This window comes from Hymenobacter segetis, from assembly GCF_054776495.1.
Genome location: NZ_BAAHBV010000005.1, coordinates 13,897 through 33,608, shown reverse-complemented (window position 1 = coordinate 33,608; position 19,712 = coordinate 13,897). Strand labels below are relative to the sequence as shown.

19 protein-coding genes are annotated in these 19,712 nt (G+C 61.4%); 6 read left to right on the top strand and 13 right to left on the bottom strand.

Features of this window, described 5'->3' with window-relative positions; translation table 11 throughout:
- Nucleotides 1-10: 10 nt before the first annotated feature.
- The 8 genes from traJ to ACYU70_RS21785 form a co-directional block, all read right to left on the bottom strand.
- Nucleotides 11-1,153: a conjugative transposon protein TraJ gene (gene traJ, locus ACYU70_RS21820; protein WP_342297195.1), complete on the bottom strand. Its 1,143-nt coding sequence runs from the start codon at nucleotides 1,151-1,153 to the stop codon at nucleotides 11-13.
- A 40-nt stretch (nucleotides 1,154-1,193) separates the two neighbouring features.
- Complete coding sequence (locus ACYU70_RS21815) at nucleotides 1,194-1,844, bottom strand: hypothetical protein (protein ID WP_342297194.1); 651 nt, start codon at nucleotides 1,842-1,844, stop codon at nucleotides 1,194-1,196.
- Between the two features lie 14 nt (nucleotides 1,845-1,858).
- Complete coding sequence (locus ACYU70_RS21810) at nucleotides 1,859-2,506, bottom strand: hypothetical protein (RefSeq protein ID WP_342297192.1); 648 nt, start codon at nucleotides 2,504-2,506, stop codon at nucleotides 1,859-1,861.
- 30 nt (nucleotides 2,507-2,536) lie between these two features.
- Nucleotides 2,537-3,067, bottom strand: a complete 531-nt coding sequence (locus ACYU70_RS21805) for a hypothetical protein (protein ID WP_342297191.1) — start codon at nucleotides 3,065-3,067, stop codon at nucleotides 2,537-2,539.
- A 63-nt stretch (nucleotides 3,068-3,130) separates the two neighbouring features.
- Nucleotides 3,131-5,617 (bottom strand): TraG family conjugative transposon ATPase, encoded by a 2,487-nt coding sequence (locus ACYU70_RS21800; RefSeq protein WP_342297190.1) that lies wholly within the window; start codon nucleotides 5,615-5,617, stop codon nucleotides 3,131-3,133.
- A gap of 28 nt (nucleotides 5,618-5,645) precedes the next feature.
- Nucleotides 5,646-5,978: a DUF4133 domain-containing protein gene (locus ACYU70_RS21795; protein ID WP_342297189.1), complete on the bottom strand. Its 333-nt coding sequence runs from the start codon at nucleotides 5,976-5,978 to the stop codon at nucleotides 5,646-5,648.
- Between the two features lie 9 nt (nucleotides 5,979-5,987).
- Entirely contained in the window at nucleotides 5,988-6,305 is a 318-nt protein-coding gene (locus ACYU70_RS21790; RefSeq protein ID WP_342297187.1) for a DUF4134 domain-containing protein, read from the bottom strand.
- A 50-nt stretch (nucleotides 6,306-6,355) separates the two neighbouring features.
- Nucleotides 6,356-7,144 (bottom strand): hypothetical protein, encoded by a 789-nt coding sequence (locus tag ACYU70_RS21785; RefSeq protein WP_342297186.1) that lies wholly within the window; start codon nucleotides 7,142-7,144, stop codon nucleotides 6,356-6,358.
- Between the two features lie 508 nt (nucleotides 7,145-7,652).
- Between ACYU70_RS21785 and ACYU70_RS21780 the strand changes: the two genes are divergently transcribed.
- The 4 genes from ACYU70_RS21780 to ACYU70_RS21765 all read left to right on the top strand — a co-directional run bounded on the left by ACYU70_RS21780 (nucleotide 7,653) and on the right by ACYU70_RS21765 (nucleotide 11,890).
- The gene (locus ACYU70_RS21780; protein ID WP_342297184.1) at nucleotides 7,653-8,705 is read left to right on the top strand and encodes a sensor histidine kinase; all 1,053 of its coding nucleotides are present in this window, start codon (nucleotides 7,653-7,655) and stop codon (nucleotides 8,703-8,705) included.
- Nucleotides 8,706-8,714: 9 nt separating this feature from the next.
- On the top strand, nucleotides 8,715-9,482 hold the full coding sequence (locus ACYU70_RS21775) for a LytR/AlgR family response regulator transcription factor (RefSeq protein ID WP_342297182.1): 768 nt from the start codon (nucleotides 8,715-8,717) through the stop codon (nucleotides 9,480-9,482).
- Nucleotides 9,483-9,669: 187 nt separating this feature from the next.
- The gene (locus ACYU70_RS21770; protein ID WP_342297180.1) at nucleotides 9,670-10,212 is read left to right on the top strand and encodes an RNA polymerase sigma factor; all 543 of its coding nucleotides are present in this window, start codon (nucleotides 9,670-9,672) and stop codon (nucleotides 10,210-10,212) included.
- A gap of 76 nt (nucleotides 10,213-10,288) precedes the next feature.
- Complete coding sequence (locus tag ACYU70_RS21765) at nucleotides 10,289-11,890, top strand: hypothetical protein (protein WP_342297179.1); 1,602 nt, start codon at nucleotides 10,289-10,291, stop codon at nucleotides 11,888-11,890.
- A 231-nt stretch (nucleotides 11,891-12,121) separates the two neighbouring features.
- Here ACYU70_RS21765 and ACYU70_RS21760 read toward each other — a convergent pair whose 3' ends face one another.
- The 5 genes from ACYU70_RS21760 to ACYU70_RS21740 form a co-directional block, all read right to left on the bottom strand.
- Nucleotides 12,122-13,054, bottom strand: coding sequence for an alpha/beta fold hydrolase (locus ACYU70_RS21760; protein WP_342297178.1), 933 nt, complete (start codon nucleotides 13,052-13,054; stop codon nucleotides 12,122-12,124).
- Between the two features lie 275 nt (nucleotides 13,055-13,329).
- Entirely contained in the window at nucleotides 13,330-14,094 is a 765-nt protein-coding gene (locus ACYU70_RS21755; protein ID WP_245097766.1) for a LytTR family transcriptional regulator DNA-binding domain-containing protein, read from the bottom strand.
- Nucleotides 14,095-14,126: 32 nt separating this feature from the next.
- A complete protein-coding gene (locus ACYU70_RS21750; RefSeq protein ID WP_342297176.1) occupies nucleotides 14,127-15,995 on the bottom strand; it encodes a sensor histidine kinase in 1,869 nt (622 codons plus the stop codon).
- A 174-nt stretch (nucleotides 15,996-16,169) separates the two neighbouring features.
- Nucleotides 16,170-16,862 carry a hypothetical protein gene (locus ACYU70_RS21745; protein ID WP_342297174.1) on the bottom strand — a complete coding sequence of 231 codons (693 nt, stop codon included), beginning with the start codon at nucleotides 16,860-16,862 and terminating at the stop codon, nucleotides 16,170-16,172.
- A gap of 61 nt (nucleotides 16,863-16,923) precedes the next feature.
- The gene (locus ACYU70_RS21740; protein WP_169533839.1) at nucleotides 16,924-17,709 is read right to left on the bottom strand and encodes a ParA family protein; all 786 of its coding nucleotides are present in this window, start codon (nucleotides 17,707-17,709) and stop codon (nucleotides 16,924-16,926) included.
- 743 nt (nucleotides 17,710-18,452) lie between these two features.
- On the opposite strand from ACYU70_RS21740, the gene ACYU70_RS21735 reads away from it, so the two are divergent.
- Entirely contained in the window at nucleotides 18,453-18,776 is a 324-nt protein-coding gene (locus ACYU70_RS21735; RefSeq protein ID WP_342297171.1) for a plasmid mobilization protein, read from the top strand.
- Complete coding sequence (locus ACYU70_RS21730; RefSeq protein ID WP_342297170.1) at nucleotides 18,773-19,645, top strand: relaxase/mobilization nuclease domain-containing protein; 873 nt, start codon at nucleotides 18,773-18,775, stop codon at nucleotides 19,643-19,645. Before ACYU70_RS21735 ends, ACYU70_RS21730 begins: the two co-directional genes overlap by 4 nt.
- Nucleotides 19,646-19,712: the final 67 nt, after the last annotated feature.

The following is a 19,712-nucleotide window of genomic DNA, read 5'->3' as shown; positions in this document are numbered from 1 at the left end:
GCGACCAGGGTTAGCCCCGCAGGCGGTTGACGAAGCTGGCCGCCCGCTCGCGCACGGCTGTGCCGGCCCGGTGGCCAGCGGCCTCGCTTCGCGTCATGTTGCCCGAGGCACCATTGCCGGCCAACGCCTGACCTGCTCCAACCGCCGCCCCCAGGCCCGACGCGGCCCCGGATACGCCCGCCGCGCCCGCCCGGCCCGCCGAACCTGCCGCCGCGCCGGCCATTGCCGCTCCCCCACTCATGGCCGACTGCATGGCCCGGGCGGCCATGCCAGCCCCGGAGGCCGCAATCATCATATCGGTGATGAAGGGAATAATCAGGTAGCCCGTGATGGCAATGCACAAAAAGACGAGGTAGCCGAAGTCGGCCGAATCCACACCCTGATTGGAGGTCAGGCGGGTGATGTCGCCTTGCAGCATCATTATTTGAAACTGGCCCATAATGGCCCCGAAAATGTTAGCCACCGGCACCCACAGACTGATGGTGATGAACTGGCCCAGCCATTTGGGAATGGAATTGCCAAAGCCCGGGAAGATGGCCAACCCAAAAGTGAGCGGCCCCAGCACCGACAGCACAATGAGCAGGAACGTGGCCAGCACGTTGATGAGCAGCCGGGCCGCGACGTGGAACAGCTCCAGCGTGTTCTTCATCCACTCGCGGAAGTTCTGGTTCACATCATACTTCAGCTTGTCGAACGAGAGTGACATCTGCTGGCCCATATTCATCATGCCCAGCTCGTCGAGCCGCTTCTCATAGGCCTCGTCGGTGGCGAAGTACTTGTTTTCGGGCCGGGCGGCCAGTAAAGCCTTTTTCTGGTCCTGTAAAGCAGTAATATGAGTGGTCTGGTCTACCCGCACCGAGTCCGTGCTCGACGCCAGCGCGCCGGTGATGCCGCGCAGGCCACCGAGCAACTGCGGAAACAGTAGGATGGCCAAGCCAATCAGAAACGGACGCAGCAACGGGTACAGGTCGATGGGCTCGGCGCGGGCAATGTGGCCCCACACCCGGGAGCTGATGAAAATGAGGGCTCCCACCCCGCCCACGGCCCGGCCCAGGGTCACGAACTGCGCCACCAGGGGCAGCATGGAGTCATATAGCCGGCTGAGCATCTGCTCCATTTCGAGCATTTGCGCGGTGATGGAATTCATTTCCATAGTCGGGTGGGTTAGGGGCTAGTGAATGAAAGCGAAAGGGCTACTGCTTAGCGCCCACGAGGGTGAGCACGGATGCCCGGTCCTGAATGGCCTGCTGCTGGGAGAGGGCTACGGCGCGGCATTTATTGGTGTAGTAGGTCATCAGGTATTGCTGCTGCTGCATCTTGTCGCCAATCTTGTTGATGAATTTGATGCGCTGCGGGTCTGTCATTTCCGCCCGGTTCGTGGTCATGATGGTGGCCAACTCACCAATCAGGGCTACGTTTTCCTGCAGCAGCACTTGGTACACCTGCGCTGCTTCGGTTACCTGATTTGGGGAGAGGCCGCGCCCACGCAAGTCGGCCACACCCGAGCTGAACTGCGATATCATCGAGGCCTGCGCGGCGTAGATTTCCCGCACCCGGCGGTAGTTGCGCACCCCCGCGCTAATCTGTAGCAGGCTGCTGTACCACTGCGCGTGCAGGGCTTGCGTCTGGTCCACGATGCCCTTAATCTTGCCGTTCACCATCTGCATGTCGCCGGCCAGGGCCTTGCCCCGGGCCAGCAGCGTGGTCGAAACGCCTTGGTGCACAATCTGCTTTCGCGAGCTGGATTCGGCGATGGGCGCGGAAATAACGGCCGGAGCCTGGGCAAAGCCCTGCTGGGTGCTCAGCCCCAGGCTAAGCAGCAGCGTCGTGGTAAATGATTTCATCGGGAGAGGAAGAGTTAGTGCGCGCCCATGAGACTGAGCAGCGCCTGGTGGTCCTGCTCGACCTGCTGGGCGGTCTTGAGCACCATCATATTGCGCCGGGTGTAGTAGTTGACCAGGCCCAGCTGGTCGGTGATTTTGGCGTCCAGTGTGTCAATGAACTCCATTCGTTCCGCGTCGGTCATCTTGAGCATGGACGGGCTGGTAATGGTGGCCAAGTCGGACACGGTATTGGCTCCTTCGGCCAGCATCTTCGTGTAGATGGACACCATCTCGGTTAGCTGGACCGGCGTGATGTAGCGCGAGGTACGCAGCACGTTGATGGCGGCGGAGTAAGTCGAGATAATCTGGGTTTGCTTGGCGTAAATGGCCCGCACCCGGCGGTAATCCCGCACCGCGCTGCTCACCTTCAGAAGCCCGTCGTACCAGGCCTTGTGCTGCTCCATGTTCTTGAGCGAATAGGTCTTGGTCAGTTCCTGCTCTTTCACGCCCAGAGCTACCAGCTTATTGGCTGCCGCTTCCAGCCCCTTCATCGTGTTTTGCAGGCCGGTTTGCACGCCGCTTTGCACTTCCAGCACCGGGGCCGTTACCACCAGCTGGGCTGAAGCTTTCGAGGCACTGAGGCCAAGCAGCGCCAGGCTGAGGAAGCCAATCTTCGTTTTCATAGGGAAGGCAAGTAGTTGACAGAGGTGGCGCTACAGTGTCCGCGTGTAGGGGTGCTCCAGATACATCATGTGCCGCTCGGCCGCGAAGCGCACCCGACTGATGCCGGAATGAACGCTCTGCAGCGTCGGCAGGGCCTGGGTGGCCGTCACGTTGGGCTCCTGGATGAGCGGTAGCAGCATTTTCATGGCTTCTTCGCACTGCGGCGTAAAGCCGTTCCAAGTGGCCACGTCTTCGAGCTTCACGCGTTTCATGCCCCGCGAGTGGACCACCGTACGCAGCACGTAGCGGTAGCGCTTCCAGATGTTGGCCACCACGGGGTGCTCCTTCACCGCACCGTTCAGGTCGCTGGCCTCCCAGGTATTCACGGCCTGCGCGAAAGCCCGGGCGGCGGTGATGTCAGCTTTTTCGGCTTTGGGAGCCGATGCTAGGCTATCGGCAAACGCCACGGCGGCCACGGCCACGGGTGAGGTGGAAACGGTTGGAAGAGCTGTTTCGACGGCTTTATTGTCCGTCGCCGTCGTAGCCTTGTCGGAGCCGCAGCCAATTAGCAAAGTGGCCAAGCCTAGTATTGGAAGCGTGATTTTCGTTTTCATGATTTTTCCCTTTGGTTGAAATCAGCCGCCCTACCCTTCGCGCAGCTCGTTGGCGAAAAGCTTAATGGCCGTGGGCATGTCGCCGGTCTGCTTGAGCTTCTCGAACAGCCGCACTTTCTCGGTTTCCTCGGTGGTGTAGGTCACGTATTCTTCCTTCGATACCTCGATGGCATACACCTTCGACACGACCCCACCCAGGCTGATGAATACCTCCGTGTAGCGGCCCCGCGTGGCTTTGTTGTCGCGGTTGATGCTCAGCACCAGGTCCTTTTCCTTGGGCGTGAGCGAGAGCAGCGCCTGAATCTCATCGAAGCGGTTGATGAACTTGCGCTGGTCGAGCAGAATCTTACAGTCCGAGTTGTTGATGATGGCATCCTTGACAATCTCGTTGCCGATGATGTCATCGATTTCCTGGGTCACCACGATGGCCTCGCCGAAAAACTTGCGCACCGTCTTAAAGAGATACTTGATGTAGGCGGCCATGCCCGGGGTGGTCAGCGCCTTCCAGGCCTCCTCAATCAGTATCATCTTCCGCACCCCTTTCAGCTTGCGCATCTTGGAGATGAAGGTTTCCATAATGATGAGCGTGACCACCGGAAACAAAATGGGATGGTCCTTGATGTTGTCCAGCTCGAATACGATGAAGGGGGCCTGCACCAGGTCCAGCTCTTTCTCGGAGTTGAGCAGGTAGTCGTACTCGCCGCCCCGATAGTAGGGCTTGAGCACGTAGATGAAATTGTCGATGTCGAAGTCCTTCTCGCGGACCTTTTCCTCCTCCAGAATCTTGCGATAAGGTCCTTTAACAAACTCGTAGAACGTGTTGAAGCTGGGCTTAATAAGCGCATTGGCTTCGAGCATCACGTAATACAGACTGACGGCCGTGGAGAGCGAGACGTACTCCGACTGGCTCACGCTTTCGTCGTCCTTTTTCCAGAGCGCCTGCAGCAGCGTTTTGATGGATTCCTTCTTTTCGACATCCAGCTTGCCCGAAATCAGGAAGGGGTTGAAGGCAATCGGGTCGTCCTCCTCGTAGGTGAAATACACCCCGCCCACCAGCTCACAGAGGCCTTTGTAGGAGTTGCCGGTGTCCACGAGCAGCACGTGCGCGCCCTGCTCGTAGTACTGGCGCACCATGTGGTTGGTGAAAAACGACTTGCCCGAGCCTGAGGGGCCCAGCACGAACTTGTTGCGGTTGAAGATGATTTGCTTCTTCATCGGCTCATCCGATATATCGACCAGCACGGGCTTGCCCGTGAGGCGGTCGGAGAGCTTGATGCCTTTTGTGGCCCCGGTGCTGCGATAGTTGGTTTCGGAGGCCCAGAAGCAGACGGCCTGCTCGATGAAGGTGTAGAAGGTTTCCTCGCTTGGAAAGTCGCCGGCATTACCCGGAATGCCGCCCCAGTAGAGGGCGGCGATGTCCACCGTGTTCTGCCGCGGCTTGCAGTTCATGGCATTGAAAGCGGCGTTTACCAACTTGCGCACCTCGGTCAGCTCCTCCTCGTGCCGGCCCCAGGTGAGCACGTTGCAGTGCACGCGCACCGGGCGGTGCTTGTGGGCAATCAGCTCATTCAGAAAGGCGTTGTAGTACTCGAAGTTGATGGCGTTCTGCCGCGAGTAGAGCGAGAGCGAGTTAAGCCGGTCCTTCTTCTGCTCGAAGGTTTTGACCGTCTTGGTGGTGTTATCCAGGAACACGTACTGGTTCAGGATGTGATTCGCGCCCAGCAGCAGCCCCAGCGGCGCGGCAAACGAAATGGGAAAGTCCGAATACTCGGTGCTGTATTGCTCGTAGCGAATGTCCGTTTCCACCGAGGTGGGCAAGTCATCAAGGTTGGCCACCGAGAACATCTGGCAGAACTCCGCCCCCACTTTCAGCCCTTCGGTCAAATCCAGGTCCACCTGCAGGGCCTGGTCGGACAGGTCTAGGGCCAGGTACTTTTCCAGCAGCCCGGCTTTTTCGGCCGTGCCAGCCAGCTCATCCGAGGTGAGCCGGTGCGAGCGGATGTAGGGCGCGTTGGTGGGCCCTACCCCTTCCAGCGTGCGCACGAACTGGCCCACGTTGTCGAAAAAGCTCTCCAGCACTTTCGTGTCGAGCATATCCTTGGGCACGATGTTGCGCCGGGCCAGCAGCCCCGAGGTGCTGCCCCAGTTAGGCCGCTCCGACGAGGTTTTGGTGATGTAGAGGTAGCAGAAGTGGTTCAGGAACGGCCGCTCGTTGAAGTGGCGCTCATAGGCCGAGGAAAGCAGCGTGCGCTCGGCCTCGAAGCCCGGGGCGTACTTGTCCTCCACGTACCAGTCCTGCTTGTGCACCACGCAGTGGTCGGGCAGCAGGCGCACGGCCTTCACGAAAGCCGCCTGCAGCTGGGCGTAATCGTCCCGGGAGAGGGTAAAGATTTCCGGCAAATCCAGCCGGAAGGCCACGGTCACGTCCGCATTCTTCGAGATGAGGCAATCCTTTTCCACCTTGTAGATGGGCTGCTTGGATTCCAGGGAAACGGAGGGCAGAACCTTATTGCTCATAAGCGGAGAAAGCACCCAAAACCAGCCGCTAGGCGCGGCCGGCCGGGTCCTCGTTGAGGCGTTGGAATAAGCGGCTGTGCCGGTTGGTGATGTACTTGGGCGACGAGCGCCGGGCGGCGGCCTTCATCAGCCCGTGCTCGCCGTAGCGGCGGTTCAGGGCGAAAACCCCGGCCCACATGCCGCCCCCGGCCCCGAAGGTGACCAGCACGGTGAGCACCAGCGGCACACCCACTAAATAGCAGGTCACGAACAGGGCGAACACCAGCCCGATGCCGGCGGCCAGGAAGTAGATGTTGCTGCCCACCAGCCCCTTGAATTCCACGGGCTTGTTGATGCCGCGATTGAGGTCGTAGAGGGGCATGGCGGCGGTTTAGAGGAAGAACGAGCGCACCACCGTGGCCACAATGACCAGGAAAATCATCGAGCCAAACCACGACACGGCCGTTTTCTGGGTGTCCTGGTCGCCGGCGTTCCATTTGCCGTAGACCTTGATGGCCCCCACCAGTCCCAATACCGCGCCGATGGCGTACATAAGCTTGGTCAGCGGGTCGAAGTAGCTGGTGACCTGGGTGGTGGCATCCTGAATGCCGGCCGTGCCGTTGCCGCCCCCAGTCTGGGCGTAGAGCAGCTGTGAGCTGAGGAGCAGGACCGCGAGAGTCAGCGAGGTAATGAAAGGCTTCTTATTCATGGCAATGGGTAATGGAATCAGGAATATTGGAAGTGGAAATGGAGCGCCGGCTACTCGTCGTCGGGGCCGAAGAGGTCGTCCAACTCGGCGTGGTTGAGGGCCATTTGCTGGGCCATCTGCTCGGCCAGACTGGTGCCGGCCAACTCGATTGGCTGCGCGGGCTGCTGGCCAGCTTGCAGCAGGGTTAGGTATTCAGCGACGGAGGCAGCAGCCACCAGCGTGGGCGGGTCCACGGGAGCGATGTCCAGCCGCGAGGCTACCGGCTCCTCGAACGTGGCCAGCGGCTCGTAGCCATCCGCTACCAGGGGCAGCTGCACGGTTTCAGGCTCCAGTACTGCATCAACCGACGCATCCGCAGCCACGGACTCCGGGGGCAGGTTGTGGGCTTCGCGCCGGACCAGCGCAGCCAGGTGCTCATCGGCCTGGTCGGCTTCTTCAGTGCGGTTTTCATCCTGCGCCTGAGCCTCGTCGCCCGCGGCGGCCGTGGCTTCCATTGGGGTGGTATCGCTGGTGCTTTCGTCGTGGCCGGTGGCCGTGCCGGTGGAATCGGGCAGCGTCCCGCCGACCAGCGGTTCGGCGGCCGCCGGCAGGTTTTGGTCGGCCCCGGCTTCGGGGCGTTCCGCGTCTTCAGCGTCTTCAGCGTCTTCCCGGGTTTCCGTGGCCGCTGGCGTGGCCTTCACGAAGGCCGAGGTGGGGCGCACCAGTGAAGGCGGAGCCACCGCGCTGCCGCCCGCGCCGGCGAGTTGGGCACCGGCCAGCTTTTTGCCCGGCGTCAGCAGGGCCTTGAGTTCTACCCGGTAGTAGAGCAGGCCCACCACCAGGTAGTAGAGAACGACCACAACCAAAACGAAAAGGCCAAACTGGCCCCAGGAATAGGCGCTGAGCATCGCGGGGAAATAGCGTGGCACCCCAGGCCGACCGGCCCGGGCGTGAACTTGCCAAACCGTGATTTGACGCTACAAACCTATGCGGGCTATAAACCGCTTGGGTAGAAAGTTGACGAATGGCTGGAATTCGGTGGTGAGGTGCAGCCCCGACACACGAACGGCACCGCATTCAAGCCTGAATTTTAGAGAAAAGAAACTTGGCTGTTGCAGAACTTGCTGGACGGCTCACTAAGCGGGTAGGCGGGCTGTCAAAAGCACGTAAATGGCCCATTTGCCATTCTTTCCAGTTTGATTCGGCTTATCAAACCCTTGTTTCCAGACGCCACACCGAGTTGTGCAACCGCCACGAGCGACTGATTAGCGGGGCGCAGAGTGATGACTTGCCCGGCTGCGCTCGCCATTCGTTTTTAACTCGGCGGGAGTATTTCCCGTTGAACGGAATCGGCTGTTGACCTTCCCTATGCTCCTACTTTTCCGCATCTCCTGGCTGCGCATGGCGGCCGCGTGGGGGGCGTTTGCCTTCTTCATGATGCTGGTGGCGTACGGGCAGGCCATTACGGGCACCGGGCCGTTGCAATGGCGCACGGTGCTGCTGGGGCCGCTGCTGTACGGGCTGATTGGGACCCTGCTCACACCGGTGGTGTTTGTGCTGGCAGCGCGCTTCGACCTCACGGCCGGCCGCGCCCACTGGCTGCCCTACCTGCTGGTGCACGCGGCCGCCAGCGTGGCCCTCACGGTGGCCTACCGGGCCTTGTTCATGGCCACGCTTTACCTGGTGGGCGGCTCGAAAGCGCCCGTTTCATGGGTCACGATTCTGGCGGGGTTTAATTTCTGGATTCCGCTCTACTGGATGGTGCTGTTCGTGGCCTACGCCCTCGACTACCACGACAAATGGCAGCGCCGCAACCTCGACGCAGTACGCCTGGAAATGCAGTTGGTGCAGGCCCAGTTGCACGCCCTTAAGCAGCAGCTCAACCCGCATTTTCTCTTCAATACCCTAAACGCCATTGCCACCCTCATCGGCGACGAGCCCGCCGCCGCCCAGCGCATGACGGCCAAGCTCGGCGAGTTTCTGCGCTTGGTGCTCGACCACTCCGATGCCCAGCAGGTGCCGCTGGCGCAGGAGCTGCACTTCGTGGAGCTGTACCTGGACATGGAGCAAGTACGGTTTTCTGACCGGCTGGCCGTGACCTACGAGGTGGACCCGGCCGCGCTCTCGGCCCTGATTCCGCACCTGCTGCTGCAGCCCCTGGTGGAAAATGCCGTGCGCCACGGCCTGAGCGCGGGGGGCACCGGCCGCCTGCATATTGCCGCCGAGCGGCAGGGCCAGCAGCTGGTGGTGCAGGTGCGCGACTCCGGCCCCGGTCCTGCGCAGGCCGGCCCCCGGGGCGTGGGCCTCGAAAACACCGAGCAGCGCCTGCGTGCCCTCTACGACGACCGGTATGCGCTGCGCCTGCTGCCCGCGGCCGGGCAGGGCACCGTGGTGCGCATCGAATTACCCTTTCACCACTAATCCGTGGCAATGGCCCCCATTCAAACCCTGATTGTGGACGATGAGCCGCTGGCTCGCCGGCGCATTGCCCAGCTGCTGGCCGACCAGCCGGGCTTTGTCATCGCGGGCGAGTGTGGCACTGGTGCCGAGGCAGTGGCCGCGCTCTCGCACGGACTGGCCGTGGATTTAGTGTTTCTGGACGTGCAGATGCCCGATTGCAACGGCCTGCAGGTGTTGCAGCAATTGCCGGCCCAGCCGCGGCCGTTGGTGGTGTTCGTGACAGCCTACGACCGGTATATGCTGCAAGCCTTTGAGGCCCACGCCGTGGATTACCTGCTCAAGCCCCTGGACCCTGACCGTTTCGCGCGCTGCCTGCTCTACGTGCAGCAGCGGGTCGGCCAGGTGGCCGCGCCGGGCTGGGAGGCGCTGGTGCAGGCGCTGCCCGCCCCGCCGGTGCCGTATGCGTCGCAGCTGCTGGTGAAACAGCCCGGACGTTTCTACTTCGTGCCCGTCGAGCAGGTACGATACCTCGAAGCCACCGGCAACTACGTCACGGTGCACGCGTCCGGTGAAACCCACCTAGTGCGCGCCACGCTCACCCAGCTGGCCAGCCAGCTCGACCCGGCCCGCTTCCTGCGCATCCACCGTTCTCTGATTGTGCACACCACCCACATCAAAGAGCTGCGGCCCTGGACGCATGGCGAGTACCTGCTCACGCTGCACGATGGCACGCACCTGACCTCTTCGCGCAGCTGCCACGAGGGCATTCAGCAGTTTCTGCGGCAATTTGTCTCTTAAGTACAGCTATTGGCTGGGCCAACTGCTTAAGAAATATTGCTGTTCGTCCCGCTAAAAGGCCACTTCGTCACGGTGGATAAACACTGCTTACTTATCGGCCGTATGAGCGGGTGTCGGGCCGCATTCGTGGCGCAGCTATGCTTTGCCAGCTTATATGCCCCAAACTACTACTTCGCTACCTAGCCCCGTGGCTTTACTCCCGGCCCCGGCCGAGCATGAGCTGGTGCAGCGCCTGCTGGCCCGGGACGAGCGCGCTCTGGGGCAGTTGTACGAGCAGTACGCCCGGAATCTGTTCACCGTCATTCTGCGGGTGGTGCAGGACGAGGCGATGGCCCAGGACGTGCTGCAGGAAGGCTTGCTCAAGGTCTGGCTCAGCATTGGCAGCTACGAGGCCACGCGGGGCCGTCTGTTTACCTGGATGGTGCGCGTATGCTGCAACCAGGCCATTGATGCCCTGCGCAGTCCGCGCCATCGCTTTCACCGCCGCAATCCGTCGCTGGAGGCTGCCGGAGCATACTATAGTCCGGCTCCCACGGCCTTTTATCCCGAGCACATTGGCGTGCGCGAGCTCATTGTGCATCTAAAGCCCCGACAGCGGGAAGTCATGGACCTGCTCTATTTCGGCGGCTGCACCCAGGCCGAGACGGCCGAGCGGCTAGCCATTCCGCTGGCCACCGTGAAAACCCGGGCGCGCGCCGCTTTGGCCGTGCTCGCCCGGACGGCCAGCTAGTGGCAGCGCCTACCTAAGCAGCGTCTTACTAACTAACCTGTTTCATCTCTCATTTTTTACTTTACTCCCTGACCTGATGGCCAACTTGCACCACTTCCGAGTGCCCGCCCTTCTTGTTTCGGGCCTTGCCGTGGTGGCGGCGGCCGCCTGCCAGGGTGGTTCCGACACGAAGACAAGTACCGAAACTTCCACCACCCAAGCAGCGACGGATACCACTGGCACCGGCGCCACGCCGGTGGAGCTGCGCACCGGCAACGCCGAAGCCGGGCGCGACGTGTACCGCAACGAAACCTTCGGCGACGAGGGCTTCTGGACCGATGCCGTGCGGATGCCCCAGGGCATGAAAGCCGCCAAGCTCACGGTGCTCGACGCGCTAAAAGCCGGGGTCAGCTTCGACGTGGACGCCATGCCGGCCGACCTGAAAGCGGCCTTTGCGAGCGAGTTGAAAACCGACCACTCGCCCGCCAAAGCGCCCAAGCTTAACGACCCCGCCACCCTGGATGCGCTGGTGAAGGCCAACGCCGTCATCGGCATGGTGCCCAAGGGCGGCAAGGTGGGCGTGACCTGCGCCTTGTGCCACGCCATCACCGATAAGTCGATGTACGAGCTGACGGGCAAGGGCACGATTGGCAAGCGCATCGACGGCCCCACGCCGCACGGCCTGAACGTGGGCAAGCTGCTGGCCACGGCCGCCAACTCCCGCGCCCTGTTTCCCACCTTGCAGCTGCAGCAGCCCGACGGCAGCACCATCGGGCGCGCGCCGAAGGGCCTGACGGCTAAATCGACCGAGGCCGAGGTGGATGCCTACCTCAGCAACCCGAAGTTCTACCCCGTGGGCAGCTTCGACGACTCGCCCGATGGCAACGGCAACGCCGTGCACATCACGCCCTTTTTCCGGCAGGACTTGGCCGCGCCCTACGGTTCATCGGGCCAGAATGATAAGCTGGACGACTTTAACAACACGGTTTATACGGCCCTGTTCGACCAGACCAACCTGCTCTCGCCCGGCGGGCGGCAATTCATGCACGCCCTCGGCGCGGCGGGCGGCGACTCCATCGTGGCCGGCTACGCCAAGGTGCTGGCCGCCACGGGCGTCACCGGCTATCCCTTCGTCACGGCCCACCTGCAGGGCAAGGCCGGCGACCCGCCCACGCCCACCGGCAAGCGCGTGGACGAGCAGAAGCTGCGCGACTTGAATGCCTACGTATCGAGCCTGCAAGCGCCCAAGGGCGTGGTGCGCAATGCTGCGCAGGTAGCCACCGGCCGGGCCCTGTTTATTTCGCAAAACTGCACCTCCTGCCACAACACCAATCAGGGTGTGGCCGTCCAGTCCAAGCTGGTGCCGATGAACATTATCTGGCCCGGCTACGCGCCCAAGGTGCTGGCCCAGCGGCAGGCACCGCTCACCCCCATTCAGAATGCCCCCGGCACATTTGATGACAAAATGGTGGTAGTGGATGCCAGCCCCGGCGGCGGCATGCGCGGCAACGCGCTGCCCCTGCTGCTGGACCTGGCCCGCAAGCCCGTGTTTCTGCACGACGATTCCGTGCACAGCCTCGACGAACTGCTAAATCCCAAGCGGGGCAAAACAGCGCCGCACCCGTTCTACGCCGTAACCCCGGCCGAGCGTACCGCGCTGGTGGCCTACTTGAATAGCCTGGACACCGACAGCAAGTAATAAGCTCCTTGCATTAGCTGCGGCGTCCCGCACGACTTTTTTATCACCGGGAAGGACAAGCTTAGCCGCGACCTGATTGTCTTTGTCACTAACAGAGGGGTACGCGGTGCCCAGAGCAGCTAAGCGAGTACGTAATTGAAAGCGAAAGCCCCGGCCCTGATAAAGGGCCGGGGCTTTATTGTGCCTGGGAACCCGGGCAGCCATCGTGCTTACGCTGGGGTGCTCGCCGGACTATCGCCCCCGCTTTCCCCGCGACGAGAGCAGCCAAAAGCCACCGGCTAGCAGCGCCAGTGCGGCTGCCACGACGGCCGCCTTCGGCAAAGTCGGTGCCGCCACTTCTGCTTTTGACAAAGCAATGGATTCATCGGTGAAGGGCTGGCGGCTGGTGGCGGCCAGAATCAGGCGCGTGGCTTCGGCGGGCTGGTCCCACTGTGGGAAGTGGCCGCAGTGCTCGAACCAATACAGGCGCGCATCCGGGAACTTCGCCAGCGCCAGCGACGACTGGCTCGGAAGGCACACCCGGTCCTGCCGGCCCCAGCCAATGACCAGCGGCCCGGGGATGCTGCCCTTAGGCGCGGGCTGCTGCACTTCGCCGTGCGCCAATTGGTCGAGCAATTCATCAAAGGCAGGCGAGTGGGCGAGGGTGTACATCTCGTCGATGGCCTGCTGCGAATCTACGGCCCAAGGGCGGGCGGAAAACTGCGGGAGCAACACCGTGCGGCCCACCGCCGAGCCGGCCAGGGCGGGCATCACCGGCTGCAGGGCCTTCACCAGCTTCACCGACAGGTCCACCGAGTGGTAGAAAAAAGGAATCTGCCAGCCCTGCCAAAATCCGCCCGGGTCCAGCGAAACCACGGCGCCGAGTACACCGCCGCGCCGGGCCAGCTCCAGCACCAGCCGCGCGCCCATCGAACTGCCCACGGCATCAATCCCGAGCAGGTCATGTTGAGTGAGAAAGGACGTCACCGCGTCGGCCAAGGTGGCGATAGAGTTTTCGCCGGTCAGCTTAGGGGTGTCGCCGTGGCCGGGCAAGTCCACGGCGATAACGTCGCGCTCGGCGGCCAGGGCATCGATGATGGTGTTCCAGGACCGCCAGCTGCCGCCGATGCCGTGAACCAGTAACAGGGGGCGGCCGGTGCCGCGGCGGACAAAATGCAAATCCATAAACGGAAGAATGAAAACGGGTGAAAAAGAACGTACAGCCCTGTAACAGCCGGCTCCGCGAAACGGCTGAGCGAGGCAGGCCCAAAAACGAAATACTGCCCCTAAGGCCCGCAAGCTGCAGGTTGACGCTCTGGCCTTCCAATGGCCCGTCAGCCTAGCCTTTCCGGACGATTGGGAGTACAAACAACCGATTCGAGAGGCTTGGCTGCGGGTTCTGCAACCGCCAAGGTGGATTTTGTAGCCTGATTACCAACCGTTAATAGCGGGCATATAGGCTACCCCACCAGATGAATGCGGTTTTTCAATTCGTCCTTGGATGAACGGCTGACGGGCACGTAGTCCTCGCCGAGCAAAACGCTACTCTCCTCATAAGCCTGTACACGGTCCAGATTCACGATATAGGAGCGGTGGGTTTTAAAGAATTGGTCAGGCAGCTTCTGCTCCAGCTCCTTCATAGTGGAATCGAACACGAACTTTTCCCGCACCGTGTGCATCCGCACGAAATTCTGCAGGGCTTCGAAATAGAGAATATCGGCGAGCAGCACCTTAACGTGGCCGGAGCCCTTGCGCACAAACAGGTAGTCCTTGAACTTGGGACAGCGCTCGGCCGCTCCCAACACCTCCGTGTCGGCGGCATTGGCGGTGTCCAGGACGGGGCCGGTGGGGCCGGCCTGATAGGCATTGTAAAGGGCCAGCTCGACCTGCACCCGCAGCGAATCATCGGTGAAGGGCTTGACCAGGTAGCCGTAGGGCTGGGCCAGCTTGGCACGGTTCAGGGTGTCGGCGTCGGAGCGGGCCGTAAGGAACACCACGGGGATGGCAAACTGCCGGCGTATGAGCAGGGCGGCCGCGATGCCGTCGCAGTCGCCGGCAATGTTGATGTCCATCAGCACCAGTTCCACGGGCTGCGTGGCCAGCACGCGCAGGGCTTCGTCGCTGTTGTCGACGGGTTCGAGTGGAGTGTGGCCGAGACGAACCAGCGTGCGTTCTATCTCCGCGGCAATAAGCAATTCATCTTCAACTATGAGAATGGTAGACATAGGGTGGGATAAGGGACGCGCCGGGCGGTTCCTCATTCACGAGTAACCTCCATGCGTGTGCCCGTGGGAAAGGAACGGGTCACCGACAGCTTCGCTTTCAGCTGTTTGGTGAGCGTGCGGACCAGCTGCATACCCAGGGAGTGGGCTTTAACCGGCGCGTCCCCGGCCGGCATGCCAGCCCCGTCATCGGCGATAACGAGCTGAAAGCCGGTGGGGCGGCTGGTGAAGGAAACGTGCAGATGGCCCTGGGCAAGGCCCTGAAAAGCGTGCTTGTACGCATTGGTTACTATTTCGTTGACCACAAGGCCCAGCGTGCTGGCCTCTTTGGGGCTCATGATTACCGGGGCCAGGTCCGTACTCAACTGAATGGTTTGTTCGGGCGTAGTAAGCGCCGTTTTCAGAGAATCAAGCAGTTCGCGCAGGTACTGGTCCATGCGTACTTCGGCCAGATTATCGGCTTGATATAAGAATTCATGGACTAAAGCCATGCTCTGAATTCTTACCCGGCTGGCATCCAGCGCGGCCACCAGGGTGGGTTCAGGCAGGGTGCTGGCCTGCCAGCCCAGCAGGCCACTCACCAGCTGCAGATTGTTTTTTACGCGGTGGTGGATTTCCTGCAGCAGCACCTCCTTTTCGGCCACGGACCGGCAGTTGGCCTGATTGGCCACGGCCAGCAGCGCTTTCTGCCGCCGCAGCCGCCAGTACAGCCAGCTGCCCACCCCGATGGTGGTCGTGAGCCCGCCCAGCAGCAGCCATAGCGAGTGCAGCTGCGCCCGCTGGCTGCGCTGCTCAAACTCGGCGGCCCGCTTCTGTTCCGTCAGCAGCTTCACATCGTAGCGCACCTGCAGCTGGGCCAGAGCCTGCGCCTTGTCGCCGTTAAAGAGGGAATCGCGCAGGTCCTGGGCCCGGTTGTCGAGGTCGAAGGAGCGGCGCATCCGGCCCTGGTCGGCGTGGGCCCAGGCGAGGCTCGCCAGCGCGTCGGCCTCGTAGTCGGGCATCTTCAGCTCGCGGGCCAGGGTGAGGGCCAGTTCCGCCATGCGCTGCGAGACGGCCGGCTGGCCTTGCAGCCGGTACACGCGGGCCAGCGCCAGCGCCGAGCTGGCTATCTGGGGCCGAAACCCGTGGCGCTGCATGATGCGCAGGGCCCGGTTCATGTTCGTGGCCGCTGAATCCAGCGTGGCCCTGGTCTGGGGCTGAATTATGGCGTACACCTCGCCCCGGAACTGGTACACGTAGCCCAGGCCCCGGGCATCCTTGGCCCGCTGCATATAAGGCAGGGCCCGGGTCGCGTAGTGCAGCACCGAGTCGTAGCGCTGCATGACCAGAAAGGTGTTGGCCAGGTTGAGCAGCAGCCCGCCCCGTTCCCGGGGTGGAACGTTACCCACGGCTCCTTGCTGCTGGTAAGCCTGCCGCATGTATTTCAGGCCTGCTTTCACATCTTTGGTATCGACCGCTACCAGCCCCATGCACTGGGTAAAGCGCCACTCGTCGGGCAATTGGTGCACCCTGGCCACGCCGGCACCCTCCTGGCTGTACTGCATGGCGGCCACGTAGTCGGCCGCCCGCTCACAGTTTACCACCAACTGGTACAGGGCATCGGCCACGCCCGGCCAATCCCGTCGATGACGGGCCAGCTGCACGGCCTGCTCCCCTACCCGGCGCGCCTCCGGCTCATCCTGGGCAAACAGTGCGTCGCTCAGCGCGCGCAGCGTCCGAAACCGGACCGAGTCCGGCAGCTGTGGCCGCCGGGCCACTTCGCGCAGCGAGTCAACGGTGGCGCTGTCCCCGGGCGAGGCCAGGCTGCTTTCAGTTGGCAAACCGGTGGCACCGGCTACCGTACTGGCCAGCAGCAGGGCCAGCACGGTCAAACGCTTACCGCCCGCCACGTCGCTTCGACACACTTTGGGGGCTGAAAATGAAAGTACTGCTGGTACGCATTGCTGGTAGAGTATAGGGCCCCTCCCCTACCCTGCCCAGGTAGGCCGGCAGCGGAGGGCATAGTTTGAAATAGGGAAGGAAGAACCGACGACCCCCCAATCGGGCCGGGCCGGCGGAATAGCCCCTAACGGATACGCTTACTTTTTGGGCGACATCATCTGGCGCAGCTGCCGCTGAAACGCTTTCTGAATCTGGGCCTCGTTCGCCGCCTTGAACTGGGCGAGGATGTTGTGAATAACATCAGTCGAGGAGGCTCCCCCACCCAGCAATAGGCCCATCTGTTGGAAAAACTGCTGGTGGCTGGCCGTGATGCGAATCTGAAAAGTCTTCTTCTCCGCCGAATCCGCAAACAGGGAGGTTAGGTCCAGCTTGTCTTTGCCGTCCCCCGTGGCAACTGGCGTCGGCGCAGCTTCCACTTCAACCTCCTCTTCCTCTTGGTCATCTTCAACGGGCAACTCGGCAGCCGGCGGTGCCGGTGCCGCAACGGCCGATGCTTTTTCTCCCTTCGGTTCCAACGGGGCTGCACTGGCGGCTGGCGCGGGAGCAGCAGCCGATTTAGGCGCGGGCTCTGTTGCGGCAACAGGGGCGACCTGCACCGACGGTTCCGGTTTTGCTGCCGGGACCGCGGGTGCGGCTTCGACTGGCACCGGTGCCGATTCCAGGGCCGTAGCCGCCGGCGTGGGCGTAGTCTCCGGGGCAGGGGTGGGCAGGACGAAGGGCTGGCTGGTCCCCATGTGGCTGATGGCCGCAACGGAGCCCGTGAGGCGGGCCAACTCAGCCATTTGTTCTTCCGGGGTGAGTTTGGGTTTCTTGATGGAGGCTTTGGCCATGACGAAGAAGAATACAGACTTGAATTTTTAGAGGAAAAGCAGCGGTGGATGAGCCGTAGGGCTACGCGCCGGGGGCTGACTCGACGGCCGGGGCCGTAAACGCAATGGTTTTACCCGAGGGCGTGACCGCCCCCTCCCCTACCACGAGGGTCAGGATTTCCAGGATGAGCTGACCCAGGCCGAGCCGGTTGAGGTCACGTTCCGGCAGCGGAAACATCGTGGAGCGGTTTTCCTTGTAGGTCATCAGCAGCTCGACCCGGCTCTTGAGCAAGGGCAAGCCTTTCTCCTGAAACAGCTCCTCCGTCTTGTCATAAATTCCCTTTTTCTCGGACTTCACGAACTTGTTCCAGAAGGCGTAGAAGCCCAGCAGGTTGGAGTCCTCATCGCGGGCCTGCACAAACTGGCCCAGGATGCCCATGTAGGACATGGTGGAGGCAATTGAGCCCTTGTCCGGCTCAATCGGCAGGAAGATGTAATCCACCAGCCGGAGCAGCTCGGGGAGCCCCACCACGTTCACCGTTCCGGGCGTATCCACCAAGATGAAATCATAATCCTGCTCAAACAACCCTTCGATGGAACTCACGGCCTTCTCCACGCTGGAAATGATAACCGGGTACGGCGGGATGCCCTGCTTCAGCAGGCGGGCCTGGAAGGGCGCTTCCGACTGCAGCCGGTTCTGCTCTTCGAGGCGGTAGGCATGCAGGGAATTCTGCGGGTAGTCGCAGTCCACCATGGCCACTTTGTAGCCATAGTAGTAGCACAGCGCCGAGGCCATGTGCGTGCCGATAGTCGACTTACCAGCGCCCCCCTTCTGGGTGGCAAATGCGAGTACGTGGGGTTGATTCATGCGTGGGACCGGGAGATTGATGAAGGCTGGGTTACTAGTTGTAATGTGGCTTTGTTGCAATGCCGCTAAGTTGTATTGTGTGATTGCAACAAAGTTTCATTGGGGCATAGCAACAAAGTTGCGTTATGGCATTGCACCTATACAACTTGTCGCATTGATAAAAAGGTGTATAGGTGCAAAGTTGCAAAGCATCAATAAGCTAATGTGGTATTGTTGCTTAGTTGCAATGTGGCAAAGGTAATATGTTGCGTTGTTGCAAAGCAACATTATGGCAAATAATTTGAAGCGCAAAATTCAGTAAAGTTGCAAAGTTGCTTTGGTGAACTGTTGCAATTTATCCAGTAGGTCATACTTCTCTATGTTGGTTAATTGTGTTGCAAAGGGGCAAAGTTGTAACGGTGCAATGTGGCAATATTAAAATATTAAACGCCACGAATGGCATCATTCCTGATTGATAGCTGTGGAGGTGGAAAGTTGCATTGTGTCAAAGTTGCAATGTGGCATAAGTGCTAATCTATAGTTCTAGCCCTAGCACCGTGCAACGCCCCCGTTCCAGTAGCCCGTTCAATCGGTCAGCAAGCCATGTCATTGTCCGGACAAACTTCGTTTGCCCGAGTCAATGACACCACCAAGTTCGCAGGCTCACATGGCTTGGCTTGCTAGTTTAGCGTATAGAGTTTTACGTTTCGCAATTCTAAAGTAGTTTTAGCAAACTTGGGTAAACTAACGTCCCCAGAATCATTATGGAACCAGAGAAGCAAGTTGAGAATACCATTGAAGCAGTCCGTACTCTGCGTATTGACGTGCGGGTGAGCCCGGATGAGAAAAAGGACTTGCAGGCAAAAGCTACGGCCGCCGGCTACAAGAAAGTGTCGACTTATTTGCGCGACGTGGGTCGTGGGGTGCAGGTCAAAGAAAGTATCCCGCCGGAGTTACGTAGAAAGCTGGTAGGCATCGGCACCAACTTGAATCAGATAGCGCGGCTGGCGCAGGCTGGTAAGTCTTTTAGCTCCCACGAAGCTCAATTGGTACAGGCATTAGCCATCATCAGAGGGTACCTGGTATGATTGCAAAGACCACCACCGGCAATGACTTCGAGGGGGCGCTAACCTACGGCGCGGGGCAGCGCCAGGGCCGGGGCAAGGAGCCGGGGGAGGCCCCACTTTTAGTAGTGGCTAATCTGATTCCGGGCACTCCTGGGGAGATGGCGCAGGATATGCGGGCCGTGGCGGCGCAGAGCAAAAGGATTCAGAAGCCGGTGTGGCATACCGTGCTCTCGTGGAAGGCGGGGGAGGTAGTGAGCCAAGCGCAGAAAGTGGCCGCTGCCCAGCGGTATTGTGAGCTGATTGGCGCGCCCATTGACCGGCACCAGGTGGTGGTTTATGAGCACCGGGATAAGAAGCACGCACACGTCCACATCTACCTGAACCGGGTGCCGATTGATGGGGGACCAGCGCTGCGGACGGATAATAACTTTTACCGGCAGCCGGCTATCACCCGGCAGATAAGTCAGGAGCTGGGCATGGAGCCCATCCCGGAGCGGCGGCGCAGCCTGCGGGCGCTGGACCCCACGAAGGAGGCGGCGCGGGAGCAGGTCAGCCGGGCGTTGCAGCACTTACTCGCTCAAGCCGATAGGGGAGGGGAGGAGTGGCTGGCTTTGCAATTGCAAAAAGAGTTGATTGGAGTGCGGTATACCCATGACAAGGGCGGCGTTCTGCGGGGCGTGAGCTTTGAACTGAACGGCGTGGCCGTCCGGGGGCAGGAGGTGGGCTTTAAAGGGGCGCAGCTGCGCGAAGCCCTGGCCGCGCCCGGGCTGCAGGCGGCGTTGGGGTCGGAAGTTGCGCGGGTGCCCGGCGCGGTCACGCCAGCCGTGCTGCCGAAGGCCAGTCGGAGCGAGCCGATGAAGCGCCCCCGTCGGAAGGGGCCCGCCGGGTAGCGGCCGGACGGGTGGGGCAGTTCATTCGTGTGCCCGACGTGCACCTCACCGCTGACTTTGGACCGCT

What these genes read in the sequence shown, in the direction of transcription:
- ACYU70_RS21735 (WP_342297171.1), top strand. Translation starts at nt 18,453, where the DNA reads ATGGAACCAGAGAAGCAAGTTGAGAATACCATTGAAGCAGTCCGTACT.
- ACYU70_RS21730 (WP_342297170.1), top strand. Translation starts at nt 18,773, where the DNA reads ATGATTGCAAAGACCACCACCGGCAATGACTTCGAGGGGGCGCTAACC.
- ACYU70_RS21790 (WP_342297187.1), bottom strand. Translation starts at nt 6,305, where the DNA reads ATGAATAAGAAGCCTTTCATTACCTCGCTGACTCTCGCGGTCCTGCTC.
- ACYU70_RS21765 (WP_342297179.1), top strand. Translation starts at nt 10,289, where the DNA reads ATGGCCAACTTGCACCACTTCCGAGTGCCCGCCCTTCTTGTTTCGGGC.
- ACYU70_RS21815 (WP_342297194.1), bottom strand. Translation starts at nt 1,844, where the DNA reads ATGAAATCATTTACCACGACGCTGCTGCTTAGCCTGGGGCTGAGCACC.
- ACYU70_RS21800 (WP_342297190.1), bottom strand. Translation starts at nt 5,617, where the DNA reads ATGAGCAATAAGGTTCTGCCCTCCGTTTCCCTGGAATCCAAGCAGCCC.
- ACYU70_RS21760 (WP_342297178.1), bottom strand. Translation starts at nt 13,054, where the DNA reads ATGGATTTGCATTTTGTCCGCCGCGGCACCGGCCGCCCCCTGTTACTG.
- ACYU70_RS21745 (WP_342297174.1), bottom strand. Translation starts at nt 16,862, where the DNA reads ATGGCCAAAGCCTCCATCAAGAAACCCAAACTCACCCCGGAAGAACAA.
- ACYU70_RS21810 (WP_342297192.1), bottom strand. Translation starts at nt 2,506, where the DNA reads ATGAAAACGAAGATTGGCTTCCTCAGCCTGGCGCTGCTTGGCCTCAGT.
- ACYU70_RS21740 (WP_169533839.1), bottom strand. Translation starts at nt 17,709, where the DNA reads ATGAATCAACCCCACGTACTCGCATTTGCCACCCAGAAGGGGGGCGCT.
- ACYU70_RS21780 (WP_342297184.1), top strand. Translation starts at nt 7,653, where the DNA reads ATGCTCCTACTTTTCCGCATCTCCTGGCTGCGCATGGCGGCCGCGTGG.
- traJ (WP_342297195.1), bottom strand. Translation starts at nt 1,153, where the DNA reads ATGGAAATGAATTCCATCACCGCGCAAATGCTCGAAATGGAGCAGATG.
- ACYU70_RS21755 (WP_245097766.1), bottom strand. Translation starts at nt 14,094, where the DNA reads ATGTCTACCATTCTCATAGTTGAAGATGAATTGCTTATTGCCGCGGAG.
- ACYU70_RS21795 (WP_342297189.1), bottom strand. Translation starts at nt 5,978, where the DNA reads ATGCCCCTCTACGACCTCAATCGCGGCATCAACAAGCCCGTGGAATTC.
- ACYU70_RS21775 (WP_342297182.1), top strand. Translation starts at nt 8,715, where the DNA reads ATGGCCCCCATTCAAACCCTGATTGTGGACGATGAGCCGCTGGCTCGC.